This is a genomic window from Faecalibacterium sp. AM43-5AT (genome assembly GCF_003603345.1).
Taxonomy (GTDB): domain Bacteria; phylum Bacillota; class Clostridia; order Oscillospirales; family Ruminococcaceae; genus Faecalibacterium; species Faecalibacterium taiwanense.
Window position 1 is genome coordinate 38593 of the sequence record NZ_QVGZ01000009.1, and the last position, 26840, is coordinate 65432.

Annotated in this window: 19 protein-coding genes, 2 pseudogenes and 1 other annotated feature; of the genes and pseudogenes, 13 read left to right on the forward strand and 8 right to left on the reverse strand. The window is 55.4% G+C overall.

The genetic code is table 11. The annotated features are described in order from the left end of the window. Positions 1-4: 4 nt before the first annotated feature. Positions 5-1657: a 2-isopropylmalate synthase gene (locus tag DW937_RS10855; protein ID WP_120120917.1), complete on the reverse strand. Its 1653-nt coding sequence runs from the start codon at positions 1655-1657 to the stop codon at positions 5-7. 251 nt (positions 1658-1908) lie between these two features. Further along, positions 1909-2176 (reverse strand) — a binding site (T-box leader). A gap of 225 nt (positions 2177-2401) precedes the next feature. Here DW937_RS10855 and DW937_RS10865 point away from each other — a divergent pair. The 5 genes from DW937_RS10865 to DW937_RS10885 all read left to right on the forward strand — a co-directional run bounded on the left by DW937_RS10865 (position 2402) and on the right by DW937_RS10885 (position 12034). Further along, positions 2402-4969, forward strand: coding sequence for a hypothetical protein (locus tag DW937_RS10865; RefSeq protein ID WP_120120919.1), 2568 nt, complete (start codon positions 2402-2404; stop codon positions 4967-4969). Between the two features lie 168 nt (positions 4970-5137). After that, complete coding sequence (gene ftsH, locus DW937_RS10870; protein WP_120120920.1) at positions 5138-6976, forward strand: ATP-dependent zinc metalloprotease FtsH; 1839 nt, start codon at positions 5138-5140, stop codon at positions 6974-6976. Positions 6977-7147: 171 nt separating this feature from the next. Next, on the forward strand, positions 7148-7783 hold the full coding sequence (locus tag DW937_RS10875) for a transcriptional regulator, IclR family protein (RefSeq protein WP_120120921.1): 636 nt from the start codon (positions 7148-7150) through the stop codon (positions 7781-7783). 277 nt (positions 7784-8060) lie between these two features. Then, the gene (locus DW937_RS10880) at positions 8061-8765 is read left to right on the forward strand and encodes an ABC transporter ATP-binding protein (protein WP_005942271.1); all 705 of its coding nucleotides are present in this window, start codon (positions 8061-8063) and stop codon (positions 8763-8765) included. Next, positions 8762-12034: an ABC transporter permease gene (locus tag DW937_RS10885; protein ID WP_243111470.1), complete on the forward strand. Its 3273-nt coding sequence runs from the start codon at positions 8762-8764 to the stop codon at positions 12032-12034. Before DW937_RS10880 ends, DW937_RS10885 begins: the two co-directional genes overlap by 4 nt. Before the next feature lie 212 nt (positions 12035-12246). On the opposite strand, the gene DW937_RS10890 is transcribed toward DW937_RS10885, so the two are convergent. Next, positions 12247-12978 (reverse strand): biosynthetic peptidoglycan transglycosylase, encoded by a 732-nt coding sequence (locus tag DW937_RS10890; protein ID WP_120120923.1) that lies wholly within the window; start codon positions 12976-12978, stop codon positions 12247-12249. A 391-nt stretch (positions 12979-13369) separates the two neighbouring features. Between DW937_RS10890 and DW937_RS15430 the strand changes: the two genes are divergently transcribed. Both DW937_RS15430 and DW937_RS10895 read left to right on the forward strand, forming a co-directional pair. Further along, a complete protein-coding gene (locus tag DW937_RS15430) occupies positions 13370-13501 on the forward strand; it encodes a hypothetical protein (RefSeq protein WP_256466444.1) in 132 nt (43 codons plus the stop codon). 112 nt (positions 13502-13613) lie between these two features. Next, positions 13614-14903: an O-acetylhomoserine aminocarboxypropyltransferase/cysteine synthase family protein gene (locus tag DW937_RS10895; protein WP_120120924.1), complete on the forward strand. Its 1290-nt coding sequence runs from the start codon at positions 13614-13616 to the stop codon at positions 14901-14903. Between the two features lie 145 nt (positions 14904-15048). Here the strand turns inward: DW937_RS10895 and DW937_RS10900 are convergent, their stop codons facing one another. The 4 genes from DW937_RS10900 to DW937_RS10915 form a co-directional block, all read right to left on the reverse strand. Then, positions 15049-15915, reverse strand: a complete 867-nt coding sequence (locus DW937_RS10900) for a carbohydrate ABC transporter permease (RefSeq protein WP_118529137.1) — start codon at positions 15913-15915, stop codon at positions 15049-15051. Positions 15916-15917: 2 nt separating this feature from the next. Continuing rightward, positions 15918-16889 carry a sugar ABC transporter permease gene (locus DW937_RS10905; RefSeq protein WP_097774019.1) on the reverse strand — a complete coding sequence of 324 codons (972 nt, stop codon included), beginning with the start codon at positions 16887-16889 and terminating at the stop codon, positions 15918-15920. Between the two features lie 103 nt (positions 16890-16992). After that, positions 16993-18435, reverse strand: a complete 1443-nt coding sequence (locus DW937_RS10910) for a twin-arginine translocation signal domain-containing protein (RefSeq protein WP_120120925.1) — start codon at positions 18433-18435, stop codon at positions 16993-16995. 85 nt (positions 18436-18520) lie between these two features. Then, a complete protein-coding gene (locus DW937_RS10915; protein ID WP_118529139.1) occupies positions 18521-19528 on the reverse strand; it encodes a LacI family DNA-binding transcriptional regulator in 1008 nt (335 codons plus the stop codon). 314 nt (positions 19529-19842) lie between these two features. Here DW937_RS10915 and DW937_RS10920 point away from each other — a divergent pair, with 314 nt between their 5' ends. Both DW937_RS10920 and DW937_RS10925 read left to right on the forward strand, forming a co-directional pair. Then, positions 19843-20031, forward strand: coding sequence for a hypothetical protein (locus DW937_RS10920; RefSeq protein ID WP_097776694.1), 189 nt, complete (start codon positions 19843-19845; stop codon positions 20029-20031). Between the two features lie 16 nt (positions 20032-20047). After that, on the forward strand, positions 20048-22483 hold the full coding sequence (locus DW937_RS10925; protein ID WP_120120926.1) for a glycosyl transferase: 2436 nt from the start codon (positions 20048-20050) through the stop codon (positions 22481-22483). 3 nt (positions 22484-22486) lie between these two features. Here the strand turns inward: DW937_RS10925 and DW937_RS15470 are convergent, their stop codons facing one another. Then, positions 22487-22723, reverse strand: coding sequence for a hypothetical protein (locus DW937_RS15470; RefSeq protein ID WP_347561911.1), 237 nt, complete (start codon positions 22721-22723; stop codon positions 22487-22489). A gap of 332 nt (positions 22724-23055) precedes the next feature. Here DW937_RS15470 and DW937_RS10935 point away from each other — a divergent pair. The 4 genes and pseudogenes from DW937_RS10935 to DW937_RS15475 form a co-directional block, all read left to right on the forward strand. Next, positions 23056-23421: pseudogene (locus DW937_RS10935) on the forward strand (MATE family efflux transporter); the annotation flags it as partial. 411 nt (positions 23422-23832) lie between these two features. Further along, complete coding sequence (locus DW937_RS10945) at positions 23833-24156, forward strand: PadR family transcriptional regulator (RefSeq protein WP_120120927.1); 324 nt, start codon at positions 23833-23835, stop codon at positions 24154-24156. Beyond that, positions 24153-24740: a DUF2812 domain-containing protein gene (locus DW937_RS10950; RefSeq protein ID WP_120120928.1), complete on the forward strand. Its 588-nt coding sequence runs from the start codon at positions 24153-24155 to the stop codon at positions 24738-24740. The genes DW937_RS10945 and DW937_RS10950 overlap by 4 nt, the downstream gene beginning before the upstream one ends. Before the next feature lie 77 nt (positions 24741-24817). Continuing rightward, positions 24818-24976 (forward strand): annotated as a pseudogene (locus DW937_RS15475) (relaxase); the annotation flags it as partial. Between the two features lie 234 nt (positions 24977-25210). On the opposite strand, the gene DW937_RS10960 reads toward DW937_RS15475, so the two are convergent. Then, positions 25211-26689 carry a recombinase family protein gene (locus DW937_RS10960; RefSeq protein WP_120120929.1) on the reverse strand — a complete coding sequence of 493 codons (1479 nt, stop codon included), beginning with the start codon at positions 26687-26689 and terminating at the stop codon, positions 25211-25213. Positions 26690-26840: the final 151 nt, after the last annotated feature.

Here is a 26840-nt window from a genome sequence, read left to right on the forward strand (position 1 = left end):
GATGTTACTTATTATTGATCGCGCTCACCAGTGCCTTGATGCCGGCCACGATGATATCGGTGTCGGTGCCGGCACCCCAGGTGACGGTGTTATCGCCCCAGACAAGGCCGACGTAGGAGGCAGCGCGGGAGGTGGAGCCTTCGTCCAGACTGTGCTCGGAGTAGGTCTCGAGGTGGAACTCCATGCCGGTGGCGCTCTGGATGGCGTTTGCCACAGCATCCAGACGGCCATTGCCCACCGAGGTGACCACCTTGCGCTGACCATTCAGCTCCAGTGTGACGGTGGCGGTGATGCCGCCCACCTGTGCAAAGTGGGCTTCCAGAACGTTGAGCGGCTTGCAGCGGTTGAGGAAGGCATCCTCGAAGATGTGCAGCACCTCGTTTGCGCTCAGCTCCTTGTGGCTGTGGTCGGAAACGCTCTTGACCTTGTAGCCCAGAGCCTCGCGCATTTTGGGCGGCAGATTGTAGCCGAAGTTCTGTTCCAGCACAAAGCCGATGCCGCCCTTGCCGCTCTGGCTGTTGATGCGGATAACATCGGCATCGTAGGTGCGTCCGATGTCGTGGGGGTCAACGGGGATGTAGGGGCAGGTCCAGCGGTGCTCGCCATGCTCCTTGCGGTAGGCCATGCCCTTTGCAATGGCATCCTGATGGCTGCCGGAGAAGGCGGCAAACACCAGCTGACCGGCGTAGGGGGTGCGCTCGTAAATGTGCATCCGGGTCACACGCTCGTAGGTGGCGCAGATGTCCGGCATATCGGAGAAGTCCAGCTTGGGGTCCACGCCGTGGCTGTACATATTCATTGCCAGCGTCACGGCATCCACGTTGCCGGTGCGCTCGCCGTTGCCGAACAGGCAGCACTCCACGCGCTGTGCACCCGCCAGCACGGCCAGCTCTGCGCAGGCCACGCCGGTGCCGCGGTCGTTGTGGGGATGGGTGGAGATGATCACGCTGTCGCGGTATTTCAGGTGCTTGTCGCAGTACTCGATCTGGTTTGCGTAGACGTGCGGCATGCTCATTTCCACGGTAACGGGCAGGTTGATGATCATGGGGCGGTCCGGGGTGGGCTGCATGATGTCCAGCACGGCGTTGCACACATCCACGGCATAGTCCACCTCGGTGCCGGTAAAGCTCTCGGGGCTGTACTCGAACAGGAAGTTGCCCTCATACTCCTCGCTCAGCTGCTTGACCAGCTTTGCGCCGTCGGTGGCGATCTGCTTGATCTCTTCCTTGCTCTTGTGGAACACCTGCTCGCGCTGGGCCACAGAGGTGGAATTGTAGAAGTGGATCACCGCGCGGGGTGCGCCCTTGACGGCCTCGAAGGTCTTGCGGATGATGTGGTCGCGGCACTGGGTCAGCACCTGCACGGTGACATCCTCGGGGATCATGTTCTTCTCGATCAGGGTGCGCAGGAACTCGTACTCGGTGTCGCTGGCGGCAGGGAAGCCCACCTCGATCTCCTTGAAGCCGATCTTGACCAGCATCTGGAAGAACTCCAGCTTTTCCTCAAGGCTCATGGGCACGATCAGGGCCTGATTGCCGTCGCGCAGGTCCACACTGCACCATGCGGGGGCTTTTTCAATGTGATCCTTCTTTACCCAGCTGTCATAGCCTGCGGGTACCGGGTAGTAACCCGGAGCGTACTTGGTTGCGTCCATCATAATGTGCGTCCTCCTAAACGATTTACACTTCTTGCTCCATGCTCTTTGTGAGCGTCCTCGCCCTCTCAGTCTCACATTCGTTCGACAGCTCCCCCAAAGGGGGGAGCCCTTGGCAAAACCGAAAACTTTGCCGTACTGCCAAGGCCTCTCACTTTGGGAGAGGTGGCACGGCGTAAGCCGTGACGGAGAGGGCAAGCCTGCTTCCAAAAGGCAGATATACGAAAAGGCTCTCGTCTTTCAAGGCGAAAACCTTGAGAGACGAGAGCCTGTAAAGTTCAAACTACAGGGCACCCGTGGTACCACTCTCTTTGCTGCGCCTTTGGGCACAGCCGCTTTGCACGATCGGCTTTTTGCGGCGAATCGCTGTCCTTGTAACGGTGGACATCCGTCAGAGCCTACTTGTGTGTTCAGCCCTGCCGCTCAGGGGCCAGTAACCGAAACCCTCTGCACCCGCCTTGCACCACCCGGCGGCTCTCTGTACGCAGAAGAAATTCGTTTTTTCCCCGTCAACGCATTTGTGCTTTTTTCAAAGTGGACTAAGTTTAGCATGATTCGCGAGCAGTGTCAAGCAATCTGACTCATTCTCAAAATGAAACAATTTCACAAAAGAAGGGGCAGAATTTCCCAAAATTGTGCACGGGTCGATTCGATGCATTTTTCGGTCGATTCGTGTCAAACGAATGCCCGGGGGGAGCTACGGGTGTATGATAGAATCAAAGATAGAACAGAGGAGGTTCACCCTACATGAAACTACGTACCCGTAAATTCCTTGCCGGGCTGCTGAGCCTTGGCCTGCTGCTGCAGGCGGCAAGCCCCCTCAGCGCACTGGCGGCAGAAGGTGGCAGTGCGGCGCATACACTGACCGTTACGGTGGGCAATACTACTTACAACCTGACGGCGAATGGTGAAACTGTCAGCTTTGACGTGGCATGGCCTTTAGGTTATCCCACCGTGTCTTATGACAAAGGCTTTGCGTTTGAAGGCGGCTTTAATGGCGATGTAATCCTTAACGGTGGAGAAAACGTCACCATCAAGGGTGAATCTTACGCCGTGAATGGTAGCCTGAATGCAACTGTCAATGATCTGACCGTCACAAAATCCGATTCCGGCACTGATGCTGCGATTCGCGGTGATGCAACGATTACTAGCGCTGGTGATGTGAGAATCAGCGGCAACCTTGACTATAATAACATCAGCTTGGTAAATCAGGCTGTTGAAGGCAAGCTGACTGTGAACAGCGCACAGGATGTGAGCATTGACGGCATCCTCAACGGCGGTGCAGATATCAACTGTCAGACCCTTTCTCTGAATTGCGGAAACGGCTCGACCGTCAGCGGAACCCTGACCGTGCACAATGCGCAAAAAATTCAGGCTACCGCTTTTGCTATTTATGGCGTAATCGGCGACAGGGGTAAAGCAGGCAAGCTGGTACTTGATCACTGCACTGGTGCGGTCACGCTTTGCAATACCTACGGTTATGAGGCAGTTCAGGCAGGCACGGTGGAGGTAAGGAATCTGCCGACTGGTTACGTTGCCCGCTATTATGCAGGCAGCTCCGAGGCCGAGAGCACTGAGACCGAGGACCCGAATGATTGTGCAAGATACTCTTATTTCAGAATCGAGTATGTGAATCCGAGCAACAAGACGCTCACGCTGACGAATGCCAAGGCTTACACGGATGCAGCGTACACCACGGAGCTGATCAATGCAACGAGCGCAAACGGCACTTCTACCTATCATGTGGACGAGGGCAAGACAGTCTACGTCAAGGCTGTTGCACCGGACGAGACCCAACAGTGGATGTTTAAGGGCTGGACTGGCAGCAACAAGACCGACAAAGAAATCAACGTTACTGTGCACGAAAACATGGCCCTGACCGCTAACTGGAAAAAGGTCACTGATCAAGCAACCAACTACGGCATCAAAGTCACGATAGGCAATAATCCTCCCATTGAAGTGACCAGCGAAAACTGCGGGCACATTCTTGGAGTCGGCAACGACAAGCTCACCTATGACCCGGATACCCACACCCTGACCGGTACCGGCAGCTTTGGCAAGATGAAGGTCGAGATCACTGACGATCTCGAGGATAAGGTGGATGTGGTACTGAGCAATGCGAACGGTGCTGTGGTAAATGGCAGCCTGACCGTTACCGGCGCACAGGATGTGAAGGTAACGGGCGTATCCTCCACCGCCCTTATCACGGGGGACGCTACTATTACCTGCGCCGGTGACATCCTGATGGATAATACCGGTTCTGGCAATGTGCTGGGTTATGGTGACCACGGCAATCTCGATGTTCAGAGCGCACAGAATGTGACCATCCATGGTGAGGGCCGTACAGGCACCGATGAAGATGGAAACAACTATACCATCTATGGCAGAGCCGAGATTGAGTGCAGCGGTAATGTGGAGATCACCAGCCAGAATGGCGGTGCAGTTTGGGATCCGGTCGTGATCACTAAGGCGGATAATGTGACGATCACTGCAGCCCAGCGCGCTGTCTGGGATTCGCGCAGTTACCTCGATTCGTCCATCAATTGCAGTGGTAAAGTGAAAATCACAAGTAAGACTGCTGCGGCACTCCATGATGGCAAGCTGACGATCAATGGCGCAACAGACGTGACCATTTCTGGTAAGCGAGACGAAGGAGCAACCATTGGCGGTGATGCTGAAATCACCTGCTCTGGTGATGTGGTGCTGGAAAACAAGGGCACTGGCGCTGTAGTGGAGAGCAAACTGGTCTACACTCAGAGTCCTGCCAAGGGTTATGAGGTGAAGACCGGCAAGAATGCTGAAAGTGCAACGGTTGCTTATACGGACGAAGAAGGCACAACTTCTTACACTGTGCCGAACACTGAGACGAATCCTGAGACGAATCCTGTACCTTCGTACATCTCCATTACCGCTGTGGGCACTCCTCCTGTCGTGCCCGGCGATGACGACTTTACCGGCGGCGATTCCGGCGCAGGCGGCGCTGTTGCAGCCGTTCTGGTGGGCGGTGCAGCAGTCTGGGGCGGCTACGAGATCGCTACCCGGGTGATCCTGCACAACATCCTGCCCGAGGGCGCAGAGATCCCCGCAAACCGCGGCCAGCTGGCACTGCTGGTGTGGAACACCGCAGGCAGACCTGAACCTGTGAACACCCCGGCTTTTGCGGATGTGGCAGATGCCGACACCGCCAAGGCAGCCCAGTGGTGCGTGGAGCAGGGCCTGCTGGATGCCAAGAGCGAGAGCAGCTTCAAGCCGGAAGGCTGGATGCCCAAGTTCAAGACCATTGAAGTGTGGGAAAAGGCATTCCCAAAACAGTAAACCCATGCGAAACCAAAGGGAGCAGCTTCGGCTGCTCTCTTTTTGTATGCAGAGGGGACCTTTGTTAACAAACTGCTAAGTTTTTGGAAAGTTCTGCTCGAATTGCTGTTGCGCCCGGTTTTACTGTGCTATACTACTTGCATCAGGAACCAAAGGAGGAATTGCCACATGAAAGAAGTCAAACCTTCCAAAAAGCCGCTGGCGATCTACTACGCCATCGTGCTGGCGGTCCTGCTGCTGCTCAACCTTGTGCTGCTGCCGTGGATGAGCGAGCGTCAGGTGGAGGAAGTGGACTACGGTACCTTTATGACCATGACCGAGGAAAAGAACATCGGCCGTGTGGATATCGAATCCAACCAGATCATTTTTACCGATAAAGAGGAAAAGCAGGTCTACAAGACCGGCCTGATGAACGACCCGGAGCTTACCCAGCGCCTGTATGATGCCGGAGCACAGTTTTCCAGCGAGATCGTGGAGCAGGGGTCGCCGATGCTCAATTTCCTGATCTGGTTTGTGCTGCCCATCCTGCTGTTCAGCTTCATCGGCAACCAGATGAACAAAAAGCTGATGGAAAAGGCCGGCGGCGGCCCGGGGTCCATGATGTTCGGCGGCGTGGGCAAGTCCAACGCCAAGGTCTATGTGCAGTCCACCCACGGCATCCGCTTTGCGGATGTGGCCGGTGAGGATGAAGCCAAGGAAAACCTGCAGGAGATCGTGGATTATCTGCACGACCCCGGCAAGTACGAGAGCATTGGCGCATCCATGCCAAAGGGCATCCTGCTGGTGGGCCCTCCGGGCACCGGCAAGACCATGCTGGCTAAGGCCGTGGCAGGCGAATCCAATGTGCCCTTCTTCTCCATTTCCGGCTCTGAATTCGTGGAGATGTTCGTGGGCATGGGCGCATCCAAGGTGCGCGACCTGTTCCGGCAGGCCAAGGAAAAGGCCCCCTGCATTGTGTTCATCGATGAGATCGATGCCATCGGTCAGAAGCGCAACAGCGGCAATCTCGGTGGCAACGACGAGCGTGAGCAGACTTTGAACCAGCTGCTCACCGAGATGGACGGCTTTGAGGGCAACACCGGCGTCATCATTCTGGCGGCTACCAACCGCCCGGATTCTCTGGACCCGGCGCTGACCCGTCCCGGACGTTTTGACCGCCGCGTGCCGGTGGAGCTGCCCGACCTCAAGGGCCGCGAAGAGATTTTGAAAGTGCACGCCAAAAAGGTGGCGCTGGCCCCGGGCATCGACTTCAACACCGTGGCCCGCATGGCTTCCGGTGCATCCGGTGCGGAACTTGCCAACATCGTCAACGAAGCAGCCCTGCGCGCCGTGCGTGCAGGCCGCAAGAGCGTGACTCAGGCCGATCTGGAAGAGAGCATCGAGGTGGTCATTGCAGGCTACCAGAAGAAGAATTCTATCCTCACCGACAAGGAAAAGTGCATCGTGGCCTACCACGAGATCGGCCATGCACTGGTGGCGGCCAAGCAATCCAACTCTGCCCCTGTGCAGAAGATCACCATTATCCCCCGCACCTCCGGCGCACTGGGCTACACCATGCAGGTGGACGAGGGCAACCACTACCTGATGAGCAAGGAAGAGCTGGAAAACAAGATCGCCACCCTTACCGGCGGACGCGCCGCCGAGGAAGTGGTGTTCCGATCCATCACCACCGGTGCCTCCAACGATATCGAGCAGGCCACCAAGCTTGCCCGCGCCATGCTTACCCGCTACGGCATGAGCAAGGACTTTGACATGGTGGCGCTGGAGACCGTGAACAACCAGTATCTGGGCGGCGACACCTCGCTGGCCTGCTCGGCCCAGACCCAGCGCGAGATCGACCAGAAGGTGGTGGAGCTGGTCAAGGCTCAGCACGAAAAGGCTGTCCGGATTTTGACCGACAACCGCGCCAAGCTGGACGAGCTGGCACGGTATCTGTACCAGAAGGAGACCATCACCGGCGAGGAGTTCATGGAGATCCTGAACCGGGAACCGGCACAGGCCCAGTGACCCCGGCAGCAGAGATTCCAAAAAATTTTTATAGCCTGCTGCAATAATCCCGCCGCCGCATCCGTTTATAAGACAGATGCGGCGGTTTTGTATTACACCGCATGGCAGACCATGGTTTTCCACAAAACAAAAATGTGCGGTGCAAAACCGCCGTCAACGGAGGTATTCCAAATGAAACTGAACCATAAATTTGTCCGTACCGTCACCACCACCGCTGCAGTGCTGGGCGCTGCCGCCATGCTGAGCGTGGGTGCATTTGCCGCAGAAGCAGACATCAACGACCCTGCTGCCGCAGGCTATCTGCCCCCGCAGGAGCAGATGGTGCAGGGGGATATCGCCCTGCACAGCGCCGATGTGGCGATCGGCGAAAAGGACCCCACCTACGGCGGCTACGGCGCACCGGAGGGAAACCCCATTCAGGGCAACATCATGCTGATCTCCGGCGATGAGCTGGCCGCCCCGTCCGCAGATGCAGCGGCGAAAAAGAGCGAGGCACGTTACACCGTCAAGGGCCTGTTCGGCAGAGAAGTGCTGTACACTGCCCGCCAGAAGGACGGCGTGCTGACGCTGGATGTGCCCGCCGGTTCTGCTACCTTCCGCACCACCGTGCAGGACATGCAGACCTTGCTGAACGAGGGTGTGAGCACGCTGGTGATCCAGACTGAGAAGGGCTCCACCACCCTGAACCTGTCCCTGTTGGTGGAGGGCCAGAAGGGCACCGACCGCGTGGTGCTGCGCCGACTGGGCGAAAACAACTTCCTCACCGTGGGCCTGCGCTGCCGCCGCGATTTGATCGTGGGGCGCTGACCGCTTGACAGATGAACCCTCTCAGTCTCGCATACGCTCGACAGCTCCCCCGAAAGGGGGAGCTTTTTTGCGCCTTCCGTCAGATGCGAAAGCTCGCCCTTCGGGAGAGCTGGCATCGCACAGCGATGACTGAGAGGGTTTCTACGCCTGAGAGCGCAAGGCTGCATACGGTTGTTAAGTTTTTGAAAATTTGCGCAGATGTCTTTGCAAAGTCTGCCGGGAGATGTTATAGTTAAATTGAAACAGTATGTATTCCCGATAGAAAGGAAAAAACGCCATGGAGCATTTTGTGGAGTTTGAGGACGTTTGCAAATATTATCAGACCGGCAGTGTGAAGATCGCCGCCGCAGACCACCTGAATTTCTATGTGGATAAGGGCGAGTTCTGCATCATCGTGGGGCCTTCCGGCGCAGGCAAGACCACCCTGCTGAACATCCTCGGCGGCATGGACAGCTGCGACGAGGGCAACGTCTGGCTGGACGGCCAGAACGTGAGCCACTTTACCGCCAGAGAGCTGACCACCTACCGCCGGTACGATGTGGGCTTTGTGTTCCAGTTCTACAACCTTGTGCAGAACCTGACCGCACTGGAGAACGTGGAGCTGGCCAGCGAGATCTGCCGCGACCCGCTGGACCCCAAAGAGACCCTGCGCAGCGTGGGTCTGGGAGAGCGGCTGAACAACTTCCCGGCCCAGCTTTCCGGCGGCGAGCAGCAGCGGGTGTCCATTGCCCGCGCACTGGCCAAAAACCCCAAGCTGCTGCTCTGCGACGAGCCCACCGGTGCACTGGATTACAAGACCGGCAAGCAGGTGCTGGCCCTTTTGCAGGATACCTGCCGCCGCACCGGCCGCACGGTGATCGTTATTACCCACAACACCGCCCTGACAGCGATGGCAGACCGCATCATTCAGGTGCGCAGCGGTAAGATCGTCTCCAATCAGGTCAACGAGCACCCTGTGCCGGTGCAGGAGATTGAGTGGTGAGAGCTGTGCTGAAAAGTTATCGTAAAAACATCCTGCGGGAAATGAAGGACAACCTGAGCCGCATGGTCTCGCTGTTCGGTATCGTAGCGCTGGGCGTGATGATGCTGACCGGCCTGATGAGTTTTGCGCCCAGCATGCGCATCGCCGGGCAGAAATACTACGTGCAGCAGAACGTGTTCGACCTGCGGGTGCTGTCCACACTGGGCCTTTCGGAGAAGGACATTGCCGTCCTTGCCGCCGTGGATGGCGTGGAGGCCGTACAGGCGGTAAAATATCAGGACGTGGAGGCCCAGTGGCAGGGCCAGAGCGAGACGGCGGTGGTGCGCCTGCAGCAGCTGCCCGCCGACCCCGGGGCCGACACGGCAGAAAATATGAACCGTCTGGTGCTGCTCTCGGGCCGGATGCCTGAGGCTCCGGATGAGTGCGTGGTGCATGTGATGGGCTACGGCGACCCGGTGGAACCGGGCACGGTGCTCACCCTGCCGGAGGACACCGAACATGTGAGCCGGAAGCAGTTCACGGTAGTGGGCACCGTGCAGGACCCGCAGCATTTTTCCACGGACAAGGAGAGCAGCACCGCCGGTGACGGCCAGCTGGATGATATCGTGTTCCTGCCGGAGGGCAGCCTGACCACGGATTATTATACGGCGTGCTATCTCAAAGTAAAAAATGCCGGCCTGTATGATAATTACTCGGACGCGTATCAGGCAGCAGTGGATGACACAGCCGCAAGGGTAAAGGCCATCAGCGGGGCACAGTGCACAGCCCGGAGGGCGGAGCTGATCGAGGATGCCAGTGCAGAGCTGGCCGATGCCCGGGCCGAGTACAACGACAAAAAAGCCGAAGCAGACCGTCAGTTTGCGGAGGCAGAACAGCAGCTGGCCGATGCACAGGCACAGCTGGACAGCGCCAAAGCCCAGCTGGACACGGGCGAAGCGGAGCTTGCCGCCAACAAAAAGGCTCTGCCGGATACCATGCAGGGCGGTGCGGACGAGCTGGTGAGCGGCGAGGAACAACTGCTGGAATTTGAGGATCAGCTGCAGCAGATCGAGATGCTGGTGAACCTGAAAAAGGTGGCCGACCCGCTGCTGGGCTATGCGGAAACGGCTCTGCACAACGCGCAGAAGGCGCTGGACGAGGCCGAGCCCGCCGATGAGGAATACACCGACCTGCGGGATGCCCTGCAGAAGGCGCAGGATGCTTACGACAACATCAGCGGCCAGCTGAACGGCTATCAGGCCCAGCTGGACGAGGGCAAGCGCCAGATGTATGCACAGGGGCTGATCTCTTCGCCCAGCCTTTCCAACGAGCAGCTGGTGACCGAAGCCAAAGCCGCATTGCGCCAGATGAAGGTAAAGCTTCTGCAGGGGCAGCTGCAGCTGACCACTGGCACGGCCACAGCCTACACCCAGTTCGATGCGGCTCGCACCCGGCTGGACGAGGGCTGGCAGGAATACAGGGACGGCGTGCAGCAGCTGGCCGATTCCCGCGCGGAGTACGAGAGCCGGAAGGCCGATGCCGAACAGCAGTTGGCCGATGGCCTTGCCCAGCTGAACGATGCCGAGGAGCAGGTGAGCCAGATCAAGAGCGGTGAGTGGTATGTGCTGGACCGCGGCTCCACCATGAGCTTTGTCACCTTTGAGCAGTATGCCGACCGCATGGATGCCATTGCACGGGTGTTCCCGGTGTTCTTCTTCCTGGTGGCGGCGCTGGTGGCCACCACCACCATGACCCGCATGGTGGACGAGAACCGCCTGCAGCTGGGTACCCTGAAAGCTCTGGGTTACTCCAACGCAAAGATCGCAGGCAAGTATCTGTTCTATGCCCTCAGCGCCAGCGTGCTGGGCAGCATCGTGGGCATGGTCATCGGTTTTGTGGTGTTCCCGCTCATCATCTGGTATGCCTACCAGATGATCTTCAGCATGTCCACCTTTACGCTGCACTTTTACCCCGGCATGGCGGCAGCCAGTGTGGCCATCAGCGCGGCCGTCATCGGTTTTGCTACATGGAACGCCTGCCGTGCCAGCCTGAAGGAAAAGACTGCAGCTTTGCTGCTGCCCCGGGCCCCGGTGGCAGGCAAGCGCATCTTTTTGGAGTACATCACCCCGCTGTGGCAGCACATGAGCTTCTCCCAAAAGACCACAGCCCGCAACCTGTTCCGCTACAAAAAGCGCTTCTTCATGACAGTGCTGGGCGTGGCAGGCTGCACGGCGCTGCTGCTGATCGGTTTTGGCATTCAGGATTCCATCCTGCCCATCGTGGACAAGCAGTCCGGGCAGCTGACCCACAACGATCTCACCATCTCGCTCAGCGATGAAAAGGCGCTGACCATGGAGCAGGGCCTTGCCGACACGCTGGACAGCAGCAGTGCGGTCCACAGCTGGGGCGCGTTCTACACAAAGTCCACCACCCTTTATAATGAAGAGGGCGGGAGCGCCGATGTCAGCATCGTAGGCGCGGAGGACGATGCCCGGATGACCGAATACTTCACCTTCCGCACCCGGGTGGGCCACGACCTCATTCCCTTTGAAGAGGACAGCGTGATCCTGACCGAAAAAACGGCCCTGAATCTGGGGCTGAGCGTGGGCGATACGTTCTATGTGGAGGCAGCAGACGGGAGCCGCGTGCCGCTGGTGCTGACCGGCATTACTGAGAACTACATGTTCACCCGGCTGTATCTCTCCAATGCGCAGCTGCAGGCCCTGCTGGGCAGCACGCCGGAGTGGAACACCGTCTACGGCCTGACCGGCTGTACCACCGAGGCGGAGTACAACACCCTGCGCACAAAGCTGCTGGGCTGCAACTATGTGAGCAGCGTCAGCTTCACCGAGGACACCACCTCCATGTTCGGCAGCCTGATCGGCAGCCTGAACTACGTGGTGGTGCTGATCATCGTGTGCGCGGCGGCGCTGGCGGCGGTGGTGCTGTACAACCTGATCAGCGTCAACCTTGCCGAGCGAAAAAAGGAGCTTGCCACTATCAAGGTGCTGGGCTTCTATGACAAAGAAGTGTACCGCTACATCTTCCGCGAGATCGAGCTTTTGTCCCTCATCGGCTCCGGCGTGGGCCTGTTGCTGGGCGTGCCGCTGCACCGGTTCATTATCCTGACCGTGGAAATGGATCAGCTCATGTTCATCCGCACCATTGCACCCCGCAGCTATCTGCTGGCAGTGGCATTGACGATGCTGTTCACCTTTGTGGTGTGCTTTGCCATGCGGCGGCATGTGCGGCATATCAGCATGGTGGAAAGCATGAAAGCCCCGGAGTGACAGCATGACAGCGGCAAAGAACCGGTAAATTCATAAAAGCTTCATATAAATAACATGCTTTCGCAGAAATTCTCTGGTATGATAATGCTACCGACAGGCGGGGCCGCAACCGCCTGAACGGGTAACATGATTCCTCCTTTACCAAACCAAATACCGCAAAACAAAACACCGCGCCTTGTCTGATCCGCAGCAGACAGGGCGCGGTGTCTTGTTTAAACCGTTAAGTTTTCAGCATCTGCGGCAATGGCATCGGCCTGCTGCTGGGTGAGCACGCGGCACTTGACCATCCGCTTGAGCACCACCTGCATCCGCTTGAAGGCAAGCTCCGGGCTGCTGGCGCAGACCGAGGGCGCGTTGGGCATACCCGCCAGATAGATCGCTTCGACATCGGTCAGCTGGGCCGGTTCCTTGCCAAAGTAGCCCTCGGCAGCTTCTGCAATGCCATAATACCCGCTGCCAAAATAGATGGTGTTGGCGTACATCTCAAAGATCTGCTGCTTGGAGTAGGTCTTTTCAATATCAAAAGCAGCAAGCATCTCGGCAGCCTTGCGGGCCAGATGCTTGTCCTGCGTGAACAGCTCGTTCTTGGCAAGCTGCTGGGTCAGGGTGCTGCCACCCTCGGCCAGCGAGTGGGCGCGCAGGTCGGCCAGCAGGGCGCGGGCGATGGCCCCCGGGTCGATACCCTTGTGGGTCATAAAATGCTCGTCCTCGGTGCAGATGACTGCGTTAATATAGATCTGCGGCAGCGCATCGTAGGAAGTATAGCTCCCGCGGGCACAGATGGCGTCGTACATGGAAGCCACTGGGTAACTGCTGGCGGCACTGCGGTACAGCTGTCTGCCCTGATAAAAGAACCAGCCGCCTGCCAGCAGCCCGCCAAGCAGCAGAATGCAAAGAACAACGAGCAGGCTCTGCTTTAAAAAATGAAAGAAACGATGCAGCATCGAAAAACTCCTTTGATGATAAAAAAGAACGCTACCATAATAAACGATTTGCAGGGCGTTTGCAAGGAACAGCTTTAGTATAACAATAAAATTTTAAGGTTTTATCAATGGAAAAATAAAAATTTCCGAAGAAGCAGAAGTATTACTCCTGTTGGAACTGCACAACGGGATGCTGCAAATGCGGGCTGCGCATCGTGCAGAAAACTCAATTTGAAAAAAACTGGAATTAACCCATTGACAAACTGGGTAAGAGGGGATATAATGCAAACAATAAATCCACAAACCTAGTGGGAAAAAGAAAACGACGGTTTTGCTTCCCGGCACAGAGCAGATAGAGGCTCCGGTTTGTAGATGAGTGGGAAAGAATTATTTCGGAAAGGAGGGCACGGATATGAAGCTGATTTGGAACGACCTGCTGCACGCAAACTTCCGCTATGGGCGAATGTACGGTGACCGGGCAGAACATCTGGCTGCGAACTGTACGATGCCCTCTTGCTGTGCACGAATGTGTACCCGAATGTGACGTTGACAGAATCGCTTTGAATTGTGTTTGCCCGGTGCGCTTTTGTATCACGCATCGGGATTTTTTGTATCATAAAATTATACTAAAAGTACAAATAGAGAGGTAAAATACTATGTCTGACTATAAATTTGAGACCCTGCAGCTTCACGTTGGCCAGGAGCAGGCCGATCCCGCAACCGATTCCCGTGCAGTGCCTATCTACCAGACCACTTCCTATGTGTTCCGCAACAGCCAGCACGCAGCAGACCGCTTCAGCCTGGCAGACGCAGGCAACATCTACGGCCGTCTAACCAACTCTACGCAGGACGTGTTCGAGAAGCGCATCGCTGCTCTGGAAGGCGGCGTGGCTGCTCTGGCTACCGCTTCCGGTGCTGCTGCCATCACCTACACCATCGAAGCACTGGCACAGGCCGGTGATCACATCGTGGCTCAGAAGACCATCTACGGCGGCAGCTACAACCTGCTGGAGCACACCCTGACCCAGTTCGGTGTCACCACTACCTTTGTCAATGCACACGATCTGGCTGAGGTGGAGAATGCCATCCAGCCCAACACCAAGGCCGTCTATCTGGAAACTCTGGGCAACCCCAACAGCGATATCCCCGATATCGATGCCATTGCAGCCATCGCGCACAAGCACGGCCTGCCGCTGGTCATCGATAACACCTTCGGCACCCCGTACCTGATCCGTCCCATTGAGCACGGCGCAGATATCGTCGTCCAGTCCGCCACCAAGTTCATCGGCGGCCACGGCACCACGCTGGGCGGCATCATCGTGGACAGCGGCAAGTTTGACTGGAAGGCAAGCGGCAAGTTCGGCAATATTGCTGACCCCAACCCTAGCTACCACGGCGTTTCCTTTGCCGATGCAGCAGGCCCCGCAGCTTTTGTCACCTACATCCGTGCGATCCTGTTGCGTGATACCGGTGCCACCATTTCGCCGTTCAACGCCTTCCTGCTGCTGCAGGGCACCGAGACCCTGAGCCTGCGCATCGAGCGCCATGTGGAGAACACCAAGAAGGTGGTCGAGTTTCTGGCAAACCACCCGCAGGTGGAGAAGGTCAACCACCCCTCCCTGCCGGATCACCCGGATCACGCCCTGTACGAGAAGTACTTCCCCAATGGTGGTGCATCCATCTTCACCTTCAACATCAAGGGTGGCCGCGAGGAAGCATTCAAGTTTATCGATAACCTGAAGGTCTTCTCCCTGCTGGCAAACGTTGCTGATGTGAAGAGTCTGGTCATCCACCCGGCTTCCACCACCCACAGCCAGCTGAACGACGAAGAGCTGGCCGAGCAGCAGATCTATCAGAACACCATCCGCCTGTCCATCGGCACTGAGCACATCGACGATATCATTGCTGATCTGGAAGCAGGTTTCGCAGCCGTCCGCGGCGAGTAAATCTTATCCCCTTAAAACCTCCGACAGAATGTGTATGCCTTGTTTTTTCTCCTGATCTCTTCCAAAAATTCCTTATATCCTAAACACAGCAAAAGGGTCCCGGAATTTTCTCCGGGACCCTTTTGTTGTTTGCGGCAAAATGCCGTCAGCCTTTCACGCCGCCCAAAGCAACACCGCGGACGATGAACTTGGAAAGCAGCAGGTACACGATGATGACGGGCAGAATGGCGATAGCCACCATCATGTAAACCTTGCCCATATCAAACTTGAGGAAGTCTGCACTGCGCAGCTGTGCAATCAGGATGGGCAGGGTCTTTTTGTCGGCGCTGTCCAGCACCAGAGCGGGAATGAAGTAGTTGTTCCAGCTGGCCACGAAGGAGAAAATGGCCTGCACTGCCAGAGCGGGCTTCATAATGGGCAGCACGATCTTGTTGAAGGTGTAGAACTCGCCTGCACCGTCGATGCGGGCAGCCTCTACGATCTCCATGGGAAGGGAAGCGTCCAGATACTGCTTCATGAAGAAGAACACGGTGGGCGCTGCAATGCTGGGCAGGATCAGCGGGATAAAGCTGTTCTTCAGGCCCATCTTGGTGATGAGCTGCAAAAAGCCCAGAGCGGACACCTGCGTGGGCATGGTCATAATCAGCAGGATAATGGCGAACGCGGCCTTTTTGAATTTGAAGTTATAGGCGTAGATGCCGTAGGCCGTCAGGGCCGAGAAGTACACGCTGAGCGCCGCCGAGCAGGCGGAGACGATCAGGCTGTTGCGGATGCCGGAGACGACAGGGATGTTGGCATCGGCCAGCACGTTCTGGAAGTTGGTGATGAGCGATTTGCCCGGCAGCAGCGAGAAGCCTTTCTGGATCTCGAAGTGGGTGCGGGTGGAGTTGATCACCAGCACATAGAAGAAGAACAGGCACAAAAAGCTGATGAGCACCAGCACCAGATAACACCATGCGCGGCGTGCAGCCAGTGTTGCTTTTTCCGATTGATTTCTAGGAGTGTGTGCCATAATCATTTCCCTCCTTTTGCTGCCTTTTTGGCGGCGTTCAGTTCTTTGCGCTGGGCGCGGGTCAGGCCGTCATCCTCCTTGGTAAGGGAGAAGTAGACCACAACGCACAGCACTGCGCACACGAGGAACAGCACCACGGATACAGCACCGGCCATGCCGTAGTTCTTGCTGAACAGGTGGTTGTTCAGGTACATGATCATGGTGGTGGAGGTGCGGTCCGGGCCGCCCTTGCCGTTGGTCAAAATCTGCGGCACATCGAACATCTGCAGGCCGCCGATCATGGAGGTGATCATGACGTAAACAAGGATGGGACGGATCAGCGGAATGGTGATCTTCCAGAACATCTGGTTCGGGGTGCAGCCGTCCAGTTCAGCCGCTTCGTACAGGGTGGGGTCTACGCCCATGATCGCAGCCATCAGCATGATGGTGGTGTTGCCAAACCACATCAGGAAGTTCATCAGGCCGATCAGCCCGCGGTTGCCCCACACGGTGTTCAAAAAGCTGATGGGTGCATCGATCCAGCCCATGCTCTGCAGCACGGCGTTCACCGGGCCGTTGTCCGAGAACAGCGCGAAGAACAGCATTGCAAAGGCGGAGGCCATGATCAGGTTGGGCATGTAGATGACCGTCTTGAAGAAGGTCTGGCCCTTCAGCTTCAGGCGCAGATCGGTGAACCATGCTGCCAGCAACAGGGAAATGGCGATCTGCGGGATAAAGCCGATGATCCACAGGATCAGCGTGTTGCCAAAGTACTTGGGCAGATCGGTTGCGAACAGGGTAATGTAGTTTTTCAGGCCTACAAAGTTCGGGCCAATGATCTTCAGGCCGCTGCGGTAATATTCAAAAAAGCTGTAGTAAATGGTGGATGCCAGAGGGATCAGCTGGAATACCGCGAAGATGATGAAGAACGGCGCAATGAAGATGTAGCCCCATTTCGCGTAGCTGATCGACCCTTTCTTTTTCTTTTCTCCCATAAGGATCGCCTCCTGATAAATTTGCGGAAAGAACAGGGGCGGGCGGGAACAGCGTCCGGCCCGCCCCTGCGTATTCACTTTTCCGTTTTAGGGTCGGCTGCTATTATGCGGGCCACACCACGTCGGTCAGCTCAGGATACTTCTCCTTGATAGAGGTCTCGAAGTTTGCCTTTGCGGTATCTTCGTCCACGTTGCCGGTGAAGTAATCCTTGAACGCATTCTGGAAGCTCTCATTCAGGCCCTGATCGTACGGACCGGCGTTGGACATATCGATCTTGGTTGCAGCCTCTGCAAACAGAGCGATGTGGTTCTGGCCGCCCAGGAAAGCGGAGCTGTAATCGCTGTTTGCGATCTCGTTCATAGCCTTCTCGTTGTTGGTGTAGTCCTGTGTATCCATGGTGATCTGCTTCATGATGGCTTCATCGCAGGTCAGCTTCTGCATAACATCCTTAATGGTCTCGATGTTGTCGCTGCCGGCTGCGCCGCAGATCCAGGTGCCGCCCCAGTAGTAGGGCTGAGGGCCTTCGCACACAGCGTAATCGCCGTAGATACCGTTGCCAACTTCTTCCTTGCCGCCCTCAGCGACAGGAGTCTCCAGCGAGTTGCCCAGCAGGGTGAAGTTGATGCCCCAAGTGGAGTAGAAGAAGCCGAACACCTTACCGGTGGGACCCTGATCGGCTGCCCACTGGCTGTCCCACAGGCTGGACTTATTGTTATAGCCCTTATCGGTGTACTCCTTGGTCTGATCGACCCACTTCATAATGTTCTCATCAACGGTAACGGTAGTGCCGGTGACCCACGGAGCTGCCACGTTGTTGGAGAAGGTGCGGTATGCATCATCAAAGCCGGACAGCATCTTGTAGCCCTTGGCGGCTGCCTGTGTAGCTACATCATTGAACTTATCCCAGTCGGACAGGTAGGTCTGCACTTCGGCGGGATCATCGGTGCCCAGAACATCCTTGGCAATGCTGCGGCGGTATGCAAACAGACCGGGAGTTGCCTGCCAGGTGGTGCCGCGCTGGCTGCCGTCCACAGTAACGATGTCCTTGGTGTACTGGTACTGGCCAGCCAGATCGTCGTCGGTCAGACCGATGTCTGCCTTGACATCCAGAACGTAATCGGAATCCACATACTTCAGAGCATAGTCAGCCTCGATCAGGAAGATGTCGATCTTGTCGTCATCAGCAGCGCTGTCCTGACTCAGCAGGGCTTCGTCCAGCTTGTTCTGATAGTTGTTGTTCTCGTTGGCATTGATGGTCCACTTCACAACGGTGCCATCCTTCAGGGTGGTGGTGGACTTGTCGGCTGCGATCTCGGAAACTTCCGGATAGTAGTCGTTGAAGCGGCTCTGGAACTCATCATTCCAGCACCAGATGTTCAGCACCTTGCCGCCTGCTGCGGGAGCTTCGGAAGCAGCTGCGCTGGATGCGGGAGCTGCAGAAGAGGCGGTGCTGGTGGAAGAAGAACCACCACAGGCAGCCAGAGCTGCACCAATGGTCACGACACCGGAAGCGAGCAGGAAATTACGACGAGAGATCTTTTTCATAAGGGTAAACCTCCTTCATGGTTTTCCATTATTTGCAAAAGTTTTCTTCAAAAAAGGTTCTGTAGCAAGAGCCTTTGGAGACATATTAAAGAATGCTGACCGACCCGCCGTCCAGCAATTTGCCGGAAACGCGGATCTGTTCGGGCAGGGTCACTCTTGGATGCTCGATCAGCTCAATGAGCTTGTCGGCAGCCGTGCGGCCCAGCGCGGCGGTGTTCTGCTGGTAAGTCACCAGCTGAGGCTTGACCACCCGCGAGAGGTAGATGCCGTCGTAGCCCATCACCGAAACATCCTCCGGGATCGAAAGCCCCTTTTCGCTGATGGCGTTGTAGCCGCCCAGCGCGGAGAAATCGTCCGGGAAGATGATGCAGGTGGGCGGCTGCGGAAGCTCCAGCAGCGCTTTGGTCTCGGCGGCACAGCGGTCGGCATCATGGTAGATGCCCTCCCGCACATAAGCTTCCGGGATCTTCAGGCCCAGCTCTTCGCAGGCCTGATAGAAACCTGCAACGCGGTTCTCGGTAACGGCGGTCTTTTCGCCGTGGATAAAGGCGATGCGGCGGTGGCCGCAGGCCCATGCCTGCCGCACCAGTGCCTTCAGGCCGGAAACGTTATCCGAGAGGATCGCCATGCGGTTATTGAACACATGATCGATCGTGACCACCGGCACCTCGCTGTTCACCAGCTCCACCACCTGCGGCTCGTAGAAGTTCACGCAGGCGATCACCACACCGTCCACATTGCGGTAGCGGCAGTGCTCAAGGTAGCTCATGCTCTTGCCGCTGATATTGTGGTTGATAAAGGTGATGTCGTAGCCGTGTTTCTCGGCTTCCACCTTGAAGCTGTCCAGCACGGCGGAAAAGTATTCGTGGGTCAGGCCGCTCTGCCGTTCATCTACGAACAGAACGCCCAGATTGTAAGTACGGTTTGTTTTCAAGGAACGGGCGGCGGCGTTTGGCATGTAGCCCATACGGTGCGCTGCGGCCCGCACCCGTTCTCGTGTGGCAGGCGAGATATCCGGCTGGTCGTTCAGCGCCTTGCTGACCGTTGCCACCGATACGCCGCATTCCTTTGCCAGATCTTTCAGGGACGGCATCGCTCGTTTGCCTCCTTCCGAAGAACGTTTTACGGGGGATGTTTACCATCAAGTCCTTAATCGTTTTCGCAATCTCATAATAGCGTATTCTGTACGAAAAATCAAGCTAAAAAGAATAACTTCCATTGCTTTTGACCCATTTTTGGCGTTTTGTTCGTTTCTGAAGAACCAAAATTGTGCATCTCGGATGGATTTCGTTACATTTCGGTTAAAATCAAAAGATTTTCGTTGCAGTTTCGTTACGATTTTCGCCGTATATAATATTACCTATAAATTGTGTTTCAGCGTTTTCACTTATAGGAAGCACAAAAAGCGTGCTTGAAATGAATTTTCTGAAAATCATGGAAACATGCGTATTTATGAAAGATACTTTCAGAAATTTTTTAGAAAATCCTCTTGCTTTTTTGGCCTGCTTGGGCTATGCTAGAAGCAAAGAGAATGCTTTGATCGTCTGCCTTAATCGTTTTCGCAAAAGCGATGCCGCCGGGGCTACCGGCAGCTGATAAGGAGGAAGCATTTATGAAATTCGGTCATTTTGATGACGCACGCAAAGAATATGTCATCACCACCCCGCGTACGCCTCTGCCCTGGATCAACTACCTTGGCAGCGAGGATTTCTTCAGTCTTGTCTCAAATACGGCGGGCGGCTACAGCTTTTACCGCGATGCGCGGATGCGCCGCCTGACCCGCTACCGCTATAACAGCTCCCCGCTGGATATGGACGGCCACCACATTTACATCAAGGATGGCGATACCGTCTGGAACCCCGGCTGGCAGCCCACCAAGACAGAGCTGGACAGCTACGCCTGCCGCCACGGTCTGGGCTATACCATTCTGGAGGGTGAGAAGAACGGTGTTTCCGCTGCGCAGGAGCTGTTCGTGCCCACCGGCGATGCCTGTGAGCTGGACCGCCTGACTTTGAAAAATAAAACGGATGCCGTAAAAGAGCTGGATGTGTTCAGCTATGTGGAGTTCTGCCTGTGGGATGCCATTGACGACAGCTCCAACTTCCAGCGCAACTTCTCCACCGGCGAGGTGGAGGTGGAGACGGCCATCATCTACCATAAGACGGAATACCGTGAGCGCCGCAATCACTATGCGGTATTCTGGAGCAATACGCCCGTTACCAGCTTTGATACCACCCGCGATGCCTTCTGCGGTGTGTATGGCGGCCCTGCAGACCCGCAGGCCGTCCGCGCCGGGCACTGCTCCGGCAGCATCGCCCACGGCTGGGCACCGGTGGGCGCGCTGCACATCCATGTCACCCTTGCACCGGGTGAGGAAAAGAAGATCCTCTTCGGTCTGGGCTACATCGAGAACCCACAGGAAGAAAAGTTCACGGCTCCCGGTGTCATCAACAAGGAGCGTGCCCATGCTATGATCGCACGCTATGCCACCGATGCACAGGTGGACGCGGCCCGCAAGGCGCTGGCCGACCACTGGGAAGCTCTGCTCTCCACCTACCATCTGGAATCCGGCGAGGAAAAGCTGGACCGTATGGTGAACATCTGGCACCAGTATCAGTGTATGGTCACCTTCAATATGAGCCGCTCGGCCAGCTACTTTGAAAGCGGGACCGGCCGCGGCATGGGCTTCCGCGACAGCTGTCAGGATCTGCTGGGCTTTGTACACATCATTCCGTCCCGCGCACGGGAGCGCATTCTGGATATCGCCGCCACCCAGTTTGAGGATGGCAGCGCCTACCACCAGTACCAGCCCCTGACCAAGAAAGGCAACCGCGATATCGGCACCGGCTTCAACGATGACCCGTTGTGGCTCATTGCCGGCACTGCCGCCTATCTGCGCGAGACCGGCGACTGGTCTATTCTGGACGAGCAGGTGCCCTTTGATAACGATGCCAGCAAGGCACAGAGCCTGATGGAGCATCTGCGCCGCAGCTTCAACTTTACCGTCACCCACCTTGGCCCCCACGGCCTGCCGCTCATTGGCCGCGCCGACTGGAACGACTGCCTGAACCTGAACTGTTTCTCGGAGCACCCGGGCGAGAGTTTCCAGATCACCGGTCCCAGCGAAGGCCCTGTGGCCGAAAGCGTGTTCATTGCGGGCATGTTCGTCAAGTACGGCCACGAGTACGCCGAACTGTGCGACCACCTGAACCTTGCCGATGAAGCCGCTGCGGCCCGCAAGGCCGTGGACGGCGTGGAACAGGCGGCCCTGACCTCTGGCTGGGACGGCGCATGGTTCCGCCGCGCCTACGATGCTTTTGGCAAGCCTGTTGGCAGCAAGGAGTGCACCGAGGGCCAGATCTTCATTGAGCCGCAGGGCATGTGCGTCATGGCTGGCATTGGCAAGGAGACCGGTCAGGCCGCGCAGGCATTGAAGAGCGTAGAGGAACGGCTGGATACCAAGTACGGTGTGGTTCTGCACCAACCTGCATACACCAGTTATCAGCTCAATCTGGGCGAAATTTCCAGCTATCCTCCGGGATACAAGGAGAACGCCGGTATCTTCTGCCACAACAACCCGTGGATCAGCTGTGCCGAAGCCGTTCTGGGCCACGGCGACCGGGCCTTTGAGGTGTACCGTAAGACATGCCCGGCCTACATCGAGGATATTTCTGAGATCCACCGCACCGAACCCTATGTCTACAGCCAGATGGTGGCCGGTAAGGATGCCCCCACCTTTGGCGAAGCAAAGAACAGCTGGCTGACCGGCACTGCCGCATGGACCTTCTTCAATGTGAGCCAGTATATCCTTGGCATCCAGCCCACGCTGGACGGCCTGAAGGTAGACCCCTGTATCCCACACACGCTGGGCGGCTTCACCGTTACCCGCCGCTACCGGGGCGCAACCTATCACATTGCAGTGGATAATACCGCTGCAGTCCAGTACGGTGTGAAGAGCGTCGCTGTGGATGGCAAGCCCATTGAGGGCAGCCTGCTGCCGCTGGCACCGGAAGGCGCCGTGGTAGAGGTGCAGGTGACTATGGGATAACCTTTACTGCATTTTCATAATTTCTCCTTCGTGCGGTTCTGAAAGAACAGCGGCCTCCGCATTACGATCCTGCTTGGCATCATATTTGCCTTGCAGGACTTCATCTGCAAGCTGCCGACCAATCTCGTGGGCCTGCTCCGGCGTGGTTTCGCCCGGATGTCGGTGGTGTCGATAGGATATCGCCGCAAGAAGAAGTCTCTTCATTCCAATGAACAGGATCGTCCCCGTCTCATTCTTCACAAAAAGAGCCCTTGCATTTATTGGTAAAAATCACCTTGCCTCTTTCCCTTGTATGGAAAGGCTGCAAAAACAGACTTTCCAGCGTAATTTTACTCTTTACTTTATTGTACCACGGTAGGTTGGTGGGCTTCAAAGGGCATCTTCCACAAAGTTTGCCTCGCGCAATCTGCGCAGAATGCCCAGTACAATTCTTGTGCAAAACTGCCTTTGCAAATTCCCGGCAGGCGGGCTATAATAATTTCGTACAACGAGTAGCACTCATGCGTAAAACCGGTTGCATGAGGGCTGCTCGTTGTTTTTTTGCCCCAAAATGGAAAGGTAAGGTGAATCCCATGGAAAGTTCCAATCAATTCCTTGACACGGAGCGCATCGGCAAGCTGATGCAAAAGTATGCGATCCCGTGCATTATTTCGCTGCTGGTGGGTGCGCTGTACAACATCGTGGACCAGATCTTTATTGCAAACGCCAGCTATCTTGGCTCCTACGGCAACGCCGCCAACACCGTTGGGTTCCCCCTGACGGTGGTGGCTCTGGCGATCGCGGTGATGATCGGTGACGGCTGCTGCGCCTTCGTCAGCATCAGCCTTGGGCAGAACGAGGTTCCCAAGGCAAAGCGGAGCGTCGGCAACGCGGTAGTGATGTGTCTGGTCAGCAGCATTGTGTTGGCGGCGCTCTATCTGATTTTTGAGGATACCCTTTATCGCAAATTCCACCGAGCTTGTCGGGGCAATGCCCCTTCATCTGCTGTCGCAGACCGCGCTGCCGCTTAAAAGCCCCACTGGGGCTTTTATTGCTGCGCTGCGCTTCGCAAACGCGGTCCCACCCCAAACCCTGCTCAGATTTCGCACCACTGGTGCGAAAGAATAGCGTGTTGTGCTTTACATAACTTCACCGAGGAGCTAGCAAGACGACAGGAGGTTCAATGAACAAAACGAATGTCAAAGCGAATCCAAGCACGACCCACCGCCACGACACGCCGAACAACAAACCAAATAGAGAGCAGAATGTTCTTCTTTCACACACCCATTAAATAATTTTCCTGAATCTGCTTGATGAATATTACGGTTAGTGATATATTTATTACAGTAACCGTAACAAGGAGGCAAACCATGCGCGATAATGCAAAAGGTGGTGCGCTTACAGAAGTCACCTTTTATATTTTGCTTTCTCTTTATACGCCAAAACACGGATACGCTGTTATGCAGTTTATTGAAGAAAAAACAAACGGACGGCTTTCCCTAGGCGCAGGCACTTTATATGGAGCATTAAACTCTTTGCAGGACAAGAAGTGGATTGAACCTTATGGCGATAGTGAGGGAAGAAAAAAAGAATACCACATTACAGCACAGGGAAAAGAAATTGCAGAAAAAGAGCTTGCAAGACTAAACGAACTTGTAAGCATTGCAAGTGAAATTATTGGAGGTGCAGTATGAGTAAAAAATGTTATCGCTTCTTTGGTGGATTGCTAAATGCACAGGCAAAATGGTTAAACAAAATGTCCGAAAAAGGCTATCGACTTGTCCGGACAGGGAGGGTGCTCTATGAATTTGAAGAATGCAGTCCTGATGAAGTGACCTATTGTGTAGAGTTTGTCGGAGAAAAATCAAAAGAGAATGCAACGGACTACGCTGATTTTTTGGAGGATATGGGCTACAAGGTATTTTTCAAGAATATCAATCTAAACTATTCTGTCGGAAAAGTTCGATTGCGTCCATGGGCGGAAATGGGCGGTTGTATTGCAACAAACGCAACAACTTTTAACAGGGAACTATTGATTGTAGAAAAATCAAACGACGGAAAGCCTTTTGAACTTCATACTTCTTATGCCGATAAAGAAAAATACTACCGCAATTTGCGTAACCCATGGCTATTCCTGCTGCTCCTATTTGCACTGTTTGCCATTATCAAGCATTCTATTGTCTTGGGTATTTTTTCATTGGTTTCTGCAATTCCCAGCATTTTATACCAACTCCAAATTATAAATGTCCGACAAAAAGCCAAAACGTGGGAACAATAAATAATAATCAAGAGGGTGACAACAAAAGCTGTCGCCCTCTTGATTATTATTTATAGAAATACCAAAAAGATTGCTCCGCAGCCTTTGAGGAGCAGCACCGTGCAGAGCTGACAGTATACCGAGCGGCAGCAGCCTATTTCAAGGCAAACGACATCACCAAGCTGCCCAGCCCGAAGAAATCGGAAACCGAGTATGCGCAGCTGGCATCCGAAAAGGCGAAATTCTACGAGCAGTATCCGCTGTTGCAGCTAAAGGGAAACTGCTGTGTAAAACAAAAAAGACAGTGGGCAGTCTGCCTCCCGGTAGACATTCCTACAGGTTGGGAACCGCGCACTAACAAAAGCCCCACTGGGGCTTTTGTTGCCCCGCCTGCGGTGGGGCCGTGCTGTTCAAGTCCTCTTATCCGCTGTTGCAGCTAAAGGGAAACTGCTGTGTAAAACAAAAAAGACAGCTATCAAAAGCTGCCTTTTTTATGGTGCAGTAAAGCAATCCAAATCCGAACCATTTCCCTTTGATGCGGCTTCTGCCGCTTCTCCAAAGGTGACGGTCTGTGTTCCTTCTTTATAGTTGAAGGTTATCAAAGCCTTATCATCATACAGGTAAATCGCATTGATGAAGGTATCCACCAGTGCCTGCCGCTGGTCTTTCAGGCGCATATCCAGCTTGCGGAACCGGAGCAACCAGAACCGGATGAACTCCTCCGTGACCTTGGGCTTTGCCAGCTTCTCTTCTGCAATGCGGGCTTCAAGCTCACGCTTGGTTTCTTCCAGCTGCTCCAGCCGCTCCTTGGTGGAACTGGTCAGGATACCGGCCTGAATCGCATTGAGCATATTCTGGATACCGGATTCTGCATCCCGGAGCTGCTTTTCATAAAGGGGAATGTTGGTATTCTCCTTATTTTGCAGTTCCATCACCTTGGCGATGATGGATTCCATGGCGGCATCGTCCTTGACAAGCTGCATGGTCTGGTTGACCACAAGATCTTCCAGCCACTGTTTACGGACAGTTTTCTTCTTGCAGCCTTTATGCTTTTTGGCAGTAGCGCATTTATAATAGCGGTGGACTTCGCCCGTCCGGCTCGTACCGCTTTCGCCAAACATCAGTGCACCACAGTAGCCGCAGAACAGCTTGGTGGTGAGCAGGTAGTCATCCTCTGCCTTTCTACGGGCAGGGGCTTTCTTGTTTTTCAACATCTTTTCCTGTACATCGTTGAAAAGCTCTGCAGACACAATGGAGGGAATCGCATCGGGAATCAAAACATCACGATATTTCAGCTCCCCGATGTAGCGGCGATTGTTCAGCATATGCTGAATGGTGTTGAAGGTCATCAGCCCGCCACGCTGGTTCTTGACGCCCTTTTCGTTCAGCCAATCCCGAATTTCCCGCATGGTCTGACCATCGTTGTACCGCTGGAAGGTTTCTGCCACAAAGGGAGCAGTCAACGGGTCGATTTCAAAGCGGTGGTCTGCGTTGATGATGTAGCCAAAGGGAATGGCACCGCCAGTGAACTTTCCCTTCAGTGCGTTTTCAGTCATGCCACGAATAACCTTTTCAGACAGATCAGCGGAATAGTACTCGGCATAACCTTCCAGCACCGATTCCAGAATGATGCCTTCCGGCCCCTCGGAGATGATCTCGGTGGCAGACATGAGCTTGACACCATTCTTCTTCAACTGGGTCTTGTACCGGGCACTGTCATAGCGGTTCCGAGCAAAGCGGTCGAGTTTCCAGACCAGCACGATGTCAAACAGCTTTTTGTCGCTGTCTTTTATCATCTGCTGGAACTCCGGGCGATTGTCCGTTTTGGCCGAGATGGCACGGTCGATATAGTGCTTGACGATGGTGATGCCATTCTTTTCGGCATAAGCCGTACATTCCCGGATCTGACCTTCGATGGATTCTTCGCGCTGGTTATCCGATGAATAGCGGGCATAGATCACAGCGGTCATGGCAGGCACCTCCCATTTATACATCATCGAACGGTAATACGTTCAGCAAATCAATATTTCGTATAATGCATATACCATACTTTGCAGAAGATGGCAAGTCTTTTATAGTCTTTTTGTAAGAGTTAGCAAAAAGATTCTCTAATGCCCGATA